General features: G+C 38.6%; 11 protein-coding genes. 8 read left to right on the top strand and 3 right to left on the bottom strand.

Annotated features, from left to right (window positions below; genetic code table 11):
• Window positions 1-97: 97 nt before the first annotated feature.
• Entirely contained in the window at window positions 98-1,513 is a 1,416-nt protein-coding gene (glnA, locus tag WA249_RS14150; RefSeq protein WP_336169615.1) for a type I glutamate--ammonia ligase, read from the bottom strand.
• A gap of 796 nt (window positions 1,514-2,309) precedes the next feature.
• Between glnA and WA249_RS14145 the strand changes: the two genes are divergently transcribed.
• From WA249_RS14145 to blaADC, 8 genes are all read left to right on the top strand, one after another.
• Window positions 2,310-3,851, top strand: a complete 1,542-nt coding sequence (locus WA249_RS14145) for a peptide MFS transporter (RefSeq protein ID WP_336169614.1) — start codon at window positions 2,310-2,312, stop codon at window positions 3,849-3,851.
• Window positions 3,848-5,650: an aminopeptidase P family protein gene (locus WA249_RS14140; protein WP_336169612.1), complete on the top strand. Its 1,803-nt coding sequence runs from the start codon at window positions 3,848-3,850 to the stop codon at window positions 5,648-5,650. The genes WA249_RS14145 and WA249_RS14140 overlap by 4 nt, the downstream gene beginning before the upstream one ends.
• 303 nt (window positions 5,651-5,953) lie before the next feature.
• A complete protein-coding gene (locus tag WA249_RS14135) occupies window positions 5,954-6,538 on the top strand; it encodes an anthranilate synthase component II (RefSeq protein WP_003650566.1) in 585 nt (194 codons plus the stop codon).
• Between the two features lie 9 nt (window positions 6,539-6,547).
• Window positions 6,548-7,597, top strand: coding sequence for an anthranilate phosphoribosyltransferase (gene trpD / locus WA249_RS14130; RefSeq protein ID WP_336169609.1), 1,050 nt, complete (start codon window positions 6,548-6,550; stop codon window positions 7,595-7,597).
• Between the two features lie 9 nt (window positions 7,598-7,606).
• Window positions 7,607-8,413: an indole-3-glycerol phosphate synthase TrpC gene (gene trpC / locus WA249_RS14125; protein WP_336169608.1), complete on the top strand. Its 807-nt coding sequence runs from the start codon at window positions 7,607-7,609 to the stop codon at window positions 8,411-8,413.
• A 10-nt stretch (window positions 8,414-8,423) separates the two neighbouring features.
• The gene (locus WA249_RS14120) at window positions 8,424-9,113 is read left to right on the top strand and encodes a Smr/MutS family protein (protein ID WP_336169606.1); all 690 of its coding nucleotides are present in this window, start codon (window positions 8,424-8,426) and stop codon (window positions 9,111-9,113) included.
• A 90-nt stretch (window positions 9,114-9,203) separates the two neighbouring features.
• Window positions 9,204-9,752 (top strand): GTP cyclohydrolase I FolE, encoded by a 549-nt coding sequence (folE, locus tag WA249_RS14115; RefSeq protein WP_336169782.1) that lies wholly within the window; start codon window positions 9,204-9,206, stop codon window positions 9,750-9,752.
• A 152-nt stretch (window positions 9,753-9,904) separates the two neighbouring features.
• Complete coding sequence (gene blaADC, locus WA249_RS14110; protein WP_336169604.1) at window positions 9,905-11,056, top strand: ADC family extended-spectrum class C beta-lactamase; 1,152 nt, start codon at window positions 9,905-9,907, stop codon at window positions 11,054-11,056.
• A gap of 68 nt (window positions 11,057-11,124) precedes the next feature.
• On the opposite strand, the gene WA249_RS14105 is transcribed toward blaADC, so the two are convergent.
• Together WA249_RS14105 and WA249_RS14100 are read right to left on the bottom strand one after the other, a co-directional pair.
• The gene (locus WA249_RS14105) at window positions 11,125-13,008 is read right to left on the bottom strand and encodes an Lnb N-terminal periplasmic domain-containing protein (RefSeq protein WP_442891974.1); all 1,884 of its coding nucleotides are present in this window, start codon (window positions 13,006-13,008) and stop codon (window positions 11,125-11,127) included.
• Between the two features lie 70 nt (window positions 13,009-13,078).
• Window positions 13,079-13,549: a DUF3015 family protein gene (locus WA249_RS14100; protein WP_336169601.1), complete on the bottom strand. Its 471-nt coding sequence runs from the start codon at window positions 13,547-13,549 to the stop codon at window positions 13,079-13,081.
• Window positions 13,550-13,579: the final 30 nt, after the last annotated feature.

The following is a 13,579-nucleotide window of genomic DNA, read 5'->3' as shown; positions in this document are numbered from 1 at the left end:
TTTACCCCAATTTTTTGATAAAAAATGTAGAGAATTCAATCAACATTCCAAGCAATAAAAAAGCCTGCATAAGCAGGCTTTTTTATGAAAATATGTATTACAAGCTGTAGTACATATCGAACTCAACTGGGTGAGTAGTCGTGTTAAGACGACGTACATCTTCAGTTTTAAGTTCGATGTATGCATCAAGCATTTCTTTAGTGAACACGCCGCCTTTTAACAAGAATTCGTGATCTGCTTGAAGTGCTTCAAGAGCCATATCTAAGCTATGAGCAACTGTTGGGATTTTTGCTTCTTCTTCTGGAGGAAGATCATACAAGTTCTTATCAGCAGCTTCGCCCGGATGGGTCTTGTTTTGAATACCGTCGATACCAGCCATTAACAATGCAGCGAAACCTAAGTACGGGTTCATCATTGGGTCTGGGAAACGAGCTTCGATACGCTTACCTTTAGGGCTAGAAACGTAAGGAATACGGATAGACGCAGAACGGTTACGTGCTGAGTAAGCAAGCATGATTGGCGCTTCAAAGTGAGGAACCAAACGCTTGTACGAGTTTGTAGATGGATTTGTGATTGCGTTCAATGCACGAGCGTGCTTGATAACACCACCGATGAAGTACAATGCCATTTCTGAAAGGCCTGCATATTCATCACCAGCAAACAAGTTCTTGCCATCTTTAGAGATAGACATATGAACGTGCATACCAGAACCGTTATCACCTACCATTGGTTTAGGCATAAAGGTTGCAGTTTTTGCATATTGATGTGCAACGTTCCAAACAGCATATTTGAACTGTTGAACTTCGTCAGCTTTACGTACAAGTGTATTGAAGCTCACACCAATTTCTAACTGGCAAGAAGCAACTTCGTGGTGGTGTACTTCTACACGACCAGGGCCCATGATGTCTTCGATTTTTGCACACATTTCTGCACGCATATCTTGTGAAGAATCAACTGGAGGAACTGGGAAGTAACCGCCTTTAACACGTGGACGGTGACCAGAGTTACCAGACTCGTAATCTTTACCAGTAGACCAAGCAGCTTCTTCAGCGATTAATGTATGACGAGCGCCAGACATATCGATGTCCCACTTCACTTCGTCAAATACAAAGAATTCTGGTTCTGGACCAAAGAATGCAGTATCACCGATACCTGTAGATTTTAAGTATTCTTCTGCACGGCGAGCAATCGAACGTGGGTCACGCTCATAACCTTGACCAGTTGAAGGTTCAATAACGTCACAAGTCACAACTACAGTTGGTTCAGCAAAGAACGGGTCAACAAAACCAGTTTCTGCATCTGGACGTAAAATCATGTCAGATGCTTCAATGCCTTTCCAACCAGCGATTGAAGAACCATCAAACATTTTACCGTCTTCAAAAGTATCTTCATCAATAGAATCAGCTGGGTAAGTTACGTGCTGTTCTTTACCCTTAGTATCAGTAAAGCGAAAATCGACCCATTTTGCGCCACTTTCTTGTATGAGTTGAAGGACCTTGTTCGCCATGCTCATTTTGCTCCAATGAAATTTTGTTGCACTTGTTAAGTGCGTGTTAATTGCTGGTATTTATAAAGCAAATCTCATACCAACTTTATAAGACTTACCTAAAACATTGAATTGCTTATAACTATCTATGATTTAGGTCCCTTGTCTTGAACCCATTATACTGTTTGCATCGTTAAATGCACCATATTCAGACATTTTCAAATTATGGCATACAAGAATAGCCCGCAATCGCCCTAATTTAGTGCAAAATTGTTGCGCTAATATGAACCATCGCATCAATATCTAACAGTAATTCATGATCATAATACTTTCTCATATAGAAAGCTGACATTCTTATTGCAATAAATGAAAATAATAAAAGATGACTTATAAAATGTAACTTTTAGCTGAGCCTACTATATCTACTCATGCCTTTGCCAAAAAGGTTCTCATGTAAATATTGACTTGAAGAATAGCCCTCTAAAAAATTAAAAAAATCAGCTATTGGATCATCTCCTTCACTTATTAAAATGCAGAGGATTGATAAAATTATTTTTCTTTTTACAATGCCCTCTATTTTTACACCAATTAAAAACAACTTATTTTCCCCTACCTCGAGGCAAGTTTTGATCAGCTTTGGTGCGGTAGCCGGTTAAGAAACTAAAGGGAAGTTTTTTTACCATTTGTTATATACCTTTTTTATACATGACCAACTTGCTTTTCGATTTAAAAAAATCTAAAAAATAAAACATAACTTTTTTTTATAACTAAACAAACTAAAAGTTTGGCTTATTAAACTACAAATACGTTCAAAGGATTTGAAATGAAGCATGAACTCGAACAATGTGACACGGCTTTTTTCGGCCATCCAAAACCCTTAAAAACTTTATTTTTTACAGAACTGTGGGAACGCTTTTCTTACTATGGAATTCGGCCCTTACTCGTTCTCTATATGGTTGCGATGGTCAATGATGGTGGTTTAGGTCTTGACCGTCCTACTGCCGCCGCAATTGTTGGACTATTTGCTGGCTCTATGTATTTAATGACCGTTTTAGGTGGTTGGATTGCCGACAACTGGTTAGGTCAAGCACGATCCGTCTGGTATGGATCAATTATTATTGCATTAGGTCATTTATCAATTGCGCTTACCCCTATCTTTGATCATTTCTTTTTTTATTTCGGATTAGTCCTTATTGTTATTGGTTCAGGATTGTTTAAAACCTGTATTTCAGTGATTGTCGGAACGTTATATAAAGCACAAGATAATAGACGTGATGCTGGTTTCTCCATTTTTTATATGGGCATCAATATGGGATCGTTTATTGCCCCGCTTATTACAGGTATATTAGCTCGCGATCATGGCTGGCATCTGGGTTTTGGGATTGGCGGCCTTGGAATGTTAGTTGCATTACTCATTTTCCGTGCATTAGCCATTCCTCAACTACAGTCCTTCAATCAATTGCGTCAGCAAACTGACAACTGGAATAAACCTGTCGTAGAAAATAAAAATGCCCCCAAAATTGCTTTCTCATTTTTATTAAGCGTTGCAGTGGTTATTGCTCTTACCTTCTTTGGCGTAATTCATATCAACCCAGTTGCAGTTGCAACTTACTTAACAGTTGGAATAGGCATTGGAATTATTGCTTATTTTATCTATTTATTATTTTTCCTGGGTTTAGAACAACATGAAAAATTTAAAATTATTATCTGTTTTGTCTTATTAGCAACCTCAGCTCTTTTTTGGTCTGCCTTTGAGCAAAAACCAACGTCTTTTAATTTATTTGCTCAAGATTATACGGACCGTAATGTTTTCGGATTTGAAATTCCGGCAGTATGGTTTCAATCAATTAATGCGCTCTTTATTATTATTTTTGCCCCAATTGCAGCATGGCTTTGGGCTAAACTTGGTAAGTCAAATAAAGACCCAAGTTATATCAGTAAATTTATTATTGCGCTTTTACTCGCAGCAGGTGGCTTTCTAGTTATGTCATTTGCAAGCCGTTTTGCAATTGCTGGTGGCTTAGTTTCACCATTTTGGTTAGTAGGTACTTTATTTCTACTTACTATCGGAGAGCTTTGCTTAAGCCCGATTGGTCTATCTACCATGACTAAACTTGCACCCGATGTCATACGCGGTCAAATTATGGGTCTATGGTTCACGGGTTCAGCTTTAGGTAATCTTATCGCTGGTTTAATTGGCGGGCACGTATCGGCAGATGGCATTAATCATTTACCCACCCTGTTTATGCGATGTGTTTTAGCGTTAGTGATTGGCGCAATCGTGTTATTTTTATTAAAGAAACCTATCAATAGATTAATGAACAAAAGTACCAGTAAAGTTCAACCTGAGTTGGAAACTATATGAGCGTTTTAACTGTTCCAGAAAAACTTGAGAAACTTCGTGAACTCATGTGCAATCAGCAGGTGGATGCTTTAATTGTGATGAGTGCCGATCCACATATGTCAGAATATTTACCAGACTACTGGAAAGCAAGGCAGTGGTTAAGCGGTTTTAGTGGTTCGGTTGGTACACTCGTCGTGACCCAAAACTTTGCTGGCCTCTGGGCAGATGGTCGCTATTGGGTACAAGCCGAGCAACAACTTGTTGGAACTGGCTTTAATCTTCAAAGATTAACAAGTGATGAATCGTCAACACATCTCGCTTGGATTGAAAAAAATCTACAACCAGAATCAGTCATTGTGGTAAATGGACATACTTTATCAATTCAGCAATTTAAGGCGCTTGAACATACTGCCCGAGTTAATAATTATAGACTCGAAACCCAGCAAGATTTAGTCGGAGAGATTTGGTTAAACCGTCCCGAACTTCCATCAATGAAAATTCATTTCATGCCTGAAGGGCTAAATGCCTTATCTCGTAAAGAAAAAATTCAGGCTATTCGTGAAACTTTACATAGCAAGAATATTGCGGGTCATTTCATTTCATCTTTAGACGATATTGCATGGATCTTAAATGCACGTGGGCAAGATGTAGAATATAACCCTGTGTTCCTTTCACATTTATATGTCAGTGCAAAACAAACTATTCTTTTCATTGATGCTGAAAAAGTTGATGTAAGCATTCAGCAAGCTTTGGCAGCCGATGGTATTGAAATTCGTAACTACGAAGATACAGCTAAATTTTTAGCGAATATTTCTGATGCTTCAGTACTTTTAGATCCAGCGAAAGTGTCGATTTTTCATGAACAAGCCATCGCAAAAGATATTCGAGTTGTATATGACATCAACCCGAGTACACTTTTTAAATCGCGTAAACATGAAAGCGAAATTGCTCATATCCGTCATGCAATGGTTAAAGATGGAGTCGCGCTTTGCCACTTTTTCCACTGGTTAGAGAAAGCACTTCATCATGGTGAAAGCATTTCAGAACTCACGATTGATGAAAAGATTACAGCTTTCCGTGCGCAGCAAGATGGATTTATAGGGCCAAGTTTTTCAACAATTGCTGGCTTTAATGCCAATGGTGCTCTACCCCATTACCGTGCAACTGAAGAGCACTATTCATTTATCAAAGGTGATGGTCTATTGCTGATTGACTCAGGTGGTCAATATGTAGATGGAACAACGGATATTACCCGTGTTGTTCCTGTAGGCACGCCAACAGGGCAACAAAAACGTGACTACACCTTGGTTTTAAAATGTCACATTGCTTTGGCAAAAACGATTTATCCAGAAGGTTTAGCTGCACCGCTACTCGATTCAATTTGTCGTAATACTTTATGGCAACATGGTTTAGATTATCGACATGGAACAGGCCACGGTGTAGGCTTTGCGCTTAATGTTCATGAAGGTCCACAAGTACTTTCTTATTACGCGCCTATTCATGCCTACAGCAAACTACGCGCGGGAATGATTATTTCTAACGAGCCGGGCTTATACCATGAGGGACAATATGGTATTCGCATTGAAAATCTGGTTGCAAACCAGCTCCACTCTGGGTTTGAGAAAACTTACGGTGAATTCTTGGAGTTTGAAACACTTACGCTTTGTCCAATCCATTTAGATTGTATCGTTGTTGATATGCTTAACAATGAAGAGAAAGACTGGCTAAATACCTATCACCAAATGGTTCAAGAAAGACTAGCTGAACATTTATCTGGAGAGGTTTTAGACTGGCTGATTTACAACACTCGTGCGATTTAATCTGCTTTTCTAACTAAGGCAGAATATTTTTTTATTTCTAATGAAAAAGCCGATTCTGCCCTAGTTGCACATATCTCTGTTTCTTAACAGATCTAATATCAATTTAAAGCTGACTTTTTTAGCAAATTTCTAACGAATGAAATAGTTAAACTGGTCACTTCATTTTTTGTTATATTAGCCGCTTAAATAGCGGCTTTATTTTTATCCAATGTTTTGGGCACTTAATTCAAAACGGGTAACCAAACGGGTAACTTAAGAGACGGTATTTAAAAACACATTAAATATCAAGAGGTTTAGCCAAAAATGCTTCTAATGATCGACAATTACGACTCTTTTACCTACAACATCGTCCAGTATTTTGGCGAGTTGGATCAGGAAGTAAAAGTTGTTCGCAATGATCAAGTCACATTAGAGGATATTGAACGATGGCAACCTAAATATCTAGTTATTGGTCCTGGCCCTTGCTCTCCGAGCGAAGCGGGTATTTCAATTCCTGCAATTAATCACTTTGCCGGAAAAATTCCTTTGCTTGGCGTGTGTTTAGGGCATCAAAGTATTGGGCAAGCTTTTGGCGGAAACATTGTAAGAGCCAAAACGGTTATGCACGGACGTTTATCTGATATGTACCACAGCAATAAAGGTATTTTCAGTAATCTTCCTAGCCCATTCTCGGCAACTCGTTATCACTCTTTGGTAATCGATCAGCAAACACTGCCTGATTGCCTTGAAGTAACGTGCTGGACCAATGAAGCAGATGGCTCAATGGAAGAAATCATGGGTGTTAAACATAAGACATTGCCTGTTGAAGGTGTGCAGTTCCATCCTGAATCAATCTTGAGTCAACATGGCCATCAAATCTTTAAAAACTTTTTAGATATTTATGCATAAGTGATATTTATGAACATTCAACAAGCACTTAACCATATTACAAAAAATATTCACCTGACTCAGCCGCAAATGGAAGACATTATGCGCAGCATCATGCAAGGTGAAGCAACAGAAGCACAAATTGGTGCTTTGATGATGGGCCTTCGCATGAAAGGTGAAAGTATTGATGAAATTACTGCTGCCGCACGTGTTATGCGTGAATTCGCTATTAAAATTGATGTCAGTGATATTAAATATTTAGTTGATATTGTCGGTACTGGCGGTGATGGTCAAAACTTATTTAATGTCTCTACTGCTTCAAGCTTTGTGATTGCAGCAGCAGGTGCAACCATTGCAAAGCATGGTAATCGAGGCGTTTCAAGTAAATCAGGTTCATCTGACCTACTTGAACAAGCAGGTATCAACCTTGATTTAGACATGCAACAAACTGAGCGCTGCATTCGTGAGATGGGTGTAGGCTTTTTATTCGCTCCAAACCACCACAAAGCAATGAAATATGCTGTAGGCCCACGTCGTGAGCTTGGTGTTCGCAGCATTTTCAATTTACTCGGCCCGCTTACGAATCCGGCTGGTGTAAAACGCTTTGTCATTGGTGTATTTTCAGATGAGCTTTGTGGTCCTATCGCAGAGGTAATGAAGCAACTCGGAGCTGAACATGTCATGGTGGTTCATTCAAGAGATGGACTAGATGAAATCAGCCTTGCTGCTCCTACTACTGTTGCAGAGTTAAAAGATGGCGAAATTACTGAATGGACACTTAATCCCGAAGATGTCGGCATTGAATCACAAACCCTAAATGGCTTAGTAGTTACAGATGCAGCGGCAAGCTTAAAGCTGATTAAAGATGCATTAGGTAAAAATAAAACTGACATTGGCGAAAAAGCAGCAAACATGATTGCGCTTAATGCAGGCGCTGGTATCTACGTAGCAGGCATTACCAAAACGTATGCTCAGGCTGTTACATTCGCTCAAGATATTATCTATGGCGGACAAGCACTCGAGAAAATGAGTGTTTTGGCTGAATTTACCAAAACATTAAAACAATGTCAGGCAGATTAAGGATTTCTCATGATTAATATTCAAAATACCATTTTAGGTAAAATTGTTGACCGTAAACATGAGGAACTTGCTACGCGTTTAAAACAACGTAATTTGCAAGATGTTGAAGAACTTGCTAAAGCTGCGACTCCTGTACGAGGATTTGCAAAAGCGTTACAGCACAAATGCCCTGCCGTGATTGCTGAAATTAAAAAAGCATCTCCGTCAAAAGGCATTATTCGTGCAGATTTTAATCCTGCTGAAATTGCCGAGCAGTACGAACAAGCTGGAGCAGCATGTTTATCTGTTTTAACTGATGTTGATTTTTTTCAGGGTGCAGATGAAAATATTGCAATCGCACGAAGCCACTGTGCATTACCTGCTTTACGTAAAGACTTTCTGATCGATCCATATAATGTAGTCGAAGCACGTGCTTTACATGCTGACTGTATTTTATTGATTGTGGCATCTTTGTCAGATCAGCAGCTTGAAGAAATGTCTAAAACTGCTTTTGAACATCAACTTGATGTATTGGTTGAAGTTCATGATGAAGAAGAACTGGAACGTGCTTTAAAGTTGTCTGAGCAATGTTTGTTAGGTGTAAATAACCGCAATTTAAAAACCTTTGATGTTGATTTAAATACATCAATCCGTTTGAAAAATTTGCTTCCTGCATCTCGTTTACTTGTGACTGAAAGTGGTATTGCCACTCCAGAAGATGTTCGTATGATGCAAGAACATGATATTCACACCTTCTTGGTTGGTGAAAGTTTTATGAAACAACCAAGACCAGATCAAGCCTTTAACGCCCTTTTTGGACAACCCCAAACGGTTTAATAGAAGATATATGAGTAATAAAGATTCATCGCTTTCTAAAGAGCAACAAAAGTTATTGAAGCAATTTAAAAAGCAAATCTCCAATCCTCATTCAAGCAAAATCGCAAGTCAGCCTGAGATAAAACCACCGCAGGCTGAGTCTGAGGAATTGGAAAATGCAAATCTGTTTCAAAGTGCTGTAGCAGGCGTTAAACCCATCAACAATAGTAATATTGCTGATGTAAGAACGCCTCGCACAAAAAAAGTTGATGCTCAAACATTAGCTAAACGTGCAGCTGCCGAAGGTGGTCGTGACACTGAGCATGCTGAGTTATCTGATACTCAAGCTGCTTTAAATCCTGTCGCAAGCCAAGCAACATTAAGCTATCGCATTGCTACCCTTCAGCATAAAGTTTTTGAAGACTTAAAAGCTGGAAAAATACGTTGGTTTGAAGCTGTAGATTTACACGGTTGTACGATTGAGCAAGCACGTGACGCAGTTTTACACATTCTCCAGATGGCAAAAGATGAAAATCAAAATGTGATCAAAATTGTACATGGTAAAGGCCCTGAAGCGGTCTTAAAAACCTATGTCAACGGATGGTTACGTCAGCACCGCGATGTTTTAGCTTTTGTAAGTGCACCAGAAAACCAAGGTGGCACAGGCGCCGTTCTCGTACTGCTTAAACGCGCAGAAAAAAATCCCAAGTACCAACAATAAAGCGGCATTTTCTACAGAATTCAGACTTTTTATAGTTTTCTGATAGAATGCCGTTTTGTTCAACCAGTGTAAGTGAACATTCTTATGTCTATGCAGCAATCGTACGCAAATATTCTGACTGCCGTCGGTGAAGATCTTGATCGTCCCGGCCTTAAAGATACGCCTGTGCGTGCGGCTAAAGCTTTTTCATATTTAACTTCTGGCTATAGTAAAACTTTAGAAGAAGTCACCAATAATGCGGTTTTCCCATCAGATAACCATGAAATGGTATTGGTGAAGAATATTGAATTTTATTCGCTTTGCGAACATCATCTGCTCCCATTCTACGGCCGTGTTCATATTGCTTATCTACCAGAAGGCAAAGTTCTTGGCCTTTCAAAATTCGCACGTATTACTGAAATGTTTGCACGTCGTTTGCAAATTCAGGAAAACCTGACTCAGCAAATCGCAGAAGCTGTAGCTGAAGTGACTGGCGCACGTGGTGTCGCTGTCGTTATCGATTCAGCACATATGTGTATGATGATGCGTGGTGTAGGTAAGCAAGAATCAACCACACGTACAGTTTCATTTGTCGGAGATTTTAAAACTGACAAAGAAGCACGCCGTGAGTTCTTGAGTGCTGTACCTGAAAGTTACTAATTTTTGTTTAGTAACCCAATTAAAAGCCCGACCCAGTTGGGCTTTTTTTATATTCAAATACAGCTTTTATTCTATAAAACATAACAATTAAATTATGTGATTTTTGTTATAAAAGTACACATCTTTATTTTTAAATAACTTATGAGTTAATCATGCGATTTAACAAAATTTCTTGCTTACTTTTATCCCCTCTTTTTATTTTTAATACCTCAACCTATGCTGGGAATACACCAAAAGAACAAGAAATTAAAAAACTGGTTGATCAAAACTTTAAACCGTTATTAGAAAAATATGATGTGCCCGGTATGGCCGTTGGTGTCATCCAAAATAATAAAAAGTATGAAATGTATTATGGCCTACAATCGGTTCAAGATAAAAAAATCGTAAATGGTAATACCATTTTTGAGCTAGGTTCAGTGAGTAAATTATTTACTGCCACAGCAGGTGGATATGCAAAAACAAAAGGAACAATCTCTTTTGAAGACACACCCGGAAAATATTGGAAAGAACTAAAAAACACACCGATTGACCGAGTTACTCTACTTCAGCTTGCAACTTATACGAGTGGTAATCTTGGCTTACAATTCCCTGATGAAGTCCAAACAGACCCGCAAGTTTTAACTTTTTTCAAAGAATGGAAACCTAAAAACTCAATCGGTGAATATCGACAATATTCAAATCCAAGCATTGGTTTATTTGGAAAAGTTGTTGCTTTGTCTATGAATAAACCTTTCGACCAAGTCTTAGAAAAAACCATTTTTCCAGATCTTGGCTTAAAACATAGCTATGTAAATGTGCCTAAAACTCAGATGCAAAACTATGCATTTGGCTATAACCAAGAAAATCAGCCGATTCGCGTCACCCCTGGACCATTAGATGCTCCTGCATACGGCGTTAAATCTACATTACCTGATATGCTGAGTTTCGTTAGTGCCAATCTAAATCCACAAAAATATCCGACTGATATTCAACGCGCGATTAATGAAACACATCAAGGTTTCTACCAAGTAGGCACAATGTATCAAGCGTTAGGTTGGGAAGAGTTCTCTTATCCAGCACCTTTACAGACTTTATTAGACAGTAATTCAGAGCAAATTGTGATGAAGCCTAATAAAGTGACTGCTATTTCGAAAGAACCTTCAGTCAAGATTTTCCACAAAACTGGTTCAACTAACGGCTTTGGAACGTATGTTGTGTTTATTCCTAAAGAAAATATTGGTTTAGTCATGTTAACCAATAAACGTATTCCCAATGAAGAACGTATTAAAGCAGCCTATGCAGTGTTGAATGCAATAAAGAAATAATCGTCTTGTCTAAAAACAAAAAAGAGAAATGAGATTATTCATTTCTCTTTTTTTTATGCGCTTATTCTTTAAAAGAACCAAACATATCCTAGGCTTGATTTCATCCAGTCTTGATGATTTTGTTGTTCATAATCCCAGTTTAATCGAATGGTATTATTACTATTAATCACATATTGCCACTGTGTATTTAGTCTTAAGTTCCATTGGTTTTGGTCTTCCCAATAGGGCAATTCAATTTGCACCACAGAGTTGAATTTTTCAAACCATTGGTTCATGCAACCTAAAGTCGGGCCCATTCCCACACGCCATCCTTTATCTAGATTTGAGCCTGCTTGTAGGTAGGTTTGTAGTTGTCCATAGCAAACATGTTTGCGTTCATAGTCAGCAAAACTATATCCAACCTGAGCATTAAAATTCGCTACGCCATGCTGTTTTTCTTCACTAAAAGTACCATCATGAATCGTTTCCTGACGCCAACCTAAATTAAATCCCCAACTCAGCGGTGTTCTAAAAGGTTGAATCGGGTTATAAGAATTTACTTCTAGCAGATCAAGACGTTCTAGTTTTAAATGGTCATCTCGCCACTGTGCATTACCATTTAAAAAGAGTAATTGAGTTCCCGCCCGGTATCCTCCTTGAGGATCTATCAAGTCATGATAGGCTTGGCGATGACCAAGTTCGACAAACTTATCACCTTGCACTTCACCTACTTTCACTGAAATATTACGTGCATTGTGACCTTGAGTTGGCTCTTTTGCTGGTCTTTTAGGTTCTTGACGCTGTTTGTCTAAATCAATCTGACTTCTTAGCGCTAAAAGTTGACGCAACTGCGGCTGAGCAATGCTTTCTTCTATTTTACGGCTCGTAAATTGAAGATATAAATCATCATAAGCCATCTCTAAAATCTTAGCCTGATCTTGCTCACCAAATGATTTTAAAATCTGAGAAGACTGCTGAGTAGGCATCATCGCAATTTGATGAGCTACCTTCGCCAAAGATGCACCATGTTGATGAGCTTGGGCCAATAGTTGAGTTTCTAAAGCAGGTCGATATACAGGAGCTTGGGTTAACCCTTGCTGCTGCATCGATTTAATGGTTTCCATTGGGATGGAAGCATGAGTGAATTTCTCTTGTAGGTGAGACTCAGGTTTTACTAAATCAACCAACCCTAACAATCGATAGGCACAGTTATCACTCACAAAGTAATAAGGAAAGCTCACATGTTGCATTTCCCAAATATGGCTTACTAAAAACCGTGTTTCTTCAGGTGTTAAATTTAGCTCATATTCCCATAAGTCACGGCTTTCAAAATCGCCGTACTCTTTTACTTTACGGTAATAAGGCATCAGTGAATATTCACCCGGATATTGCCCTGTTAAGCCTTTCCAAGCATATGACCAGTTGTCATTCCCTGCCACAGTTGCTGCATAATTTACAGCATAAGAAACTAAATTTAATTGTTGCTGATCTTTGGGGTCTAAACGCAATAAAGTATGCCCAAACATTGAACTTGGATTGCCCATAAAATCGGTTGCATAAATTAATGTCGCTTTATAAGGCTTAATCTGCCCAATCCAGTTTTCAAATTCTGAACACTTCACTTGAGGCAATTCACTTTCTTGAATGCCTACTTTTTGTATGAGCCATTGACTGCGTGCCGGAAATTTACAGCGGATCGACTGATTATCTTGAGCAGGCATAAATAATGCCGAGATGTCAGCTTTCAGTTCTTCTTTTAAATTATTTTTCCCATTTTCTGACATGAAATAGCCAGAATAAGTGACATCACTTTTATGGTCTTTATTGGCATACATGAGCCTTTGCCAGGTAATGTCTTGATCTAAGTTTTTCTGTTCTGCAATTGACCAATATTTTTGAATAGATGGATTTATATCTGCTGAATACGCAATATTAACTGCCAAAGAGGCAAAAACTAAGACAACTGACTTCATTAAGCTCATCAATTTTTATCATTAAATATAAGAAAAACCCTGCCATCGGACAGGGTTTTCAGTTTCAAACTTATACGTAAGCTTTTAAAACGTCATCTTTAGCCATTACAGTTTGCAGTGATGCTAAAACTTGAAGGGTATTTTGGTTATTTGCTGAATAGATTTCACCAAAGTTTGCTTTTGAAACTTTAAAGAAACGGTCTTTATCTTGAGGTTTAATTTGCATTAACTCAGCAAGTACGTTCAGGCTTTCACCTTGGCCTACTGCCATATCACGTGCTAAAGCTTCTGCATTTTCATTTGTGAATGTTACAACTTGTGCTGTTACTGTTCCGCCTTGACGGCAGCCTAAAGTACCGAAAGTAATCCCTAGTAATTGGTTAGTAAAAAGACCGTTTGTTGTTGCAGCAAGAATTTTAGGCGCTACTCCTTTTTTGCCAGCCCATACTTGTGTACCTGCACCACAACCCACATCGTTGTCAGCCATTACGACACTTGAACCAGCTGCTAATAAAGCAGCTAAAGCTAATTTTTTTAACATAGATTTAAATCTCCAAAAATCATTATTGAT

This window comes from Acinetobacter sp. 161(2023), assembly GCF_037027805.1.
GTDB lineage: Bacteria > Pseudomonadota > Gammaproteobacteria > Pseudomonadales > Moraxellaceae > Acinetobacter.
This window is presented reverse-complemented; position numbering and strand designations above follow the sequence as displayed.

Excerpts from the sequence above, each read along its gene's own strand:
- folE (WP_336169782.1), top strand. The coding sequence starts at position 9,204 with ATGCAGCAATCGTACGCAAATATTCTGACTGCCGTCGGTGAAGATCTT.
- glnA (WP_336169615.1), bottom strand. The coding sequence starts at position 1,513 with ATGAGCATGGCGAACAAGGTCCTTCAACTCATACAAGAAAGTGGCGCA.
- trpD (WP_336169609.1), top strand. The coding sequence starts at position 6,548 with ATGAACATTCAACAAGCACTTAACCATATTACAAAAAATATTCACCTG.
- WA249_RS14105 (WP_442891974.1), bottom strand. The coding sequence starts at position 13,008 with ATGAAGTCAGTTGTCTTAGTTTTTGCCTCTTTGGCAGTTAATATTGCG.
- blaADC (WP_336169604.1), top strand. The coding sequence starts at position 9,905 with ATGCGATTTAACAAAATTTCTTGCTTACTTTTATCCCCTCTTTTTATT.
- WA249_RS14140 (WP_336169612.1), top strand. The coding sequence starts at position 3,848 with ATGAGCGTTTTAACTGTTCCAGAAAAACTTGAGAAACTTCGTGAACTC.
- WA249_RS14135 (WP_003650566.1), top strand. The coding sequence starts at position 5,954 with ATGCTTCTAATGATCGACAATTACGACTCTTTTACCTACAACATCGTC.
- WA249_RS14145 (WP_336169614.1), top strand. The coding sequence starts at position 2,310 with ATGAAGCATGAACTCGAACAATGTGACACGGCTTTTTTCGGCCATCCA.
- trpC (WP_336169608.1), top strand. The coding sequence starts at position 7,607 with ATGATTAATATTCAAAATACCATTTTAGGTAAAATTGTTGACCGTAAA.
- WA249_RS14120 (WP_336169606.1), top strand. The coding sequence starts at position 8,424 with ATGAGTAATAAAGATTCATCGCTTTCTAAAGAGCAACAAAAGTTATTG.
- WA249_RS14100 (WP_336169601.1), bottom strand. The coding sequence starts at position 13,549 with ATGTTAAAAAAATTAGCTTTAGCTGCTTTATTAGCAGCTGGTTCAAGT.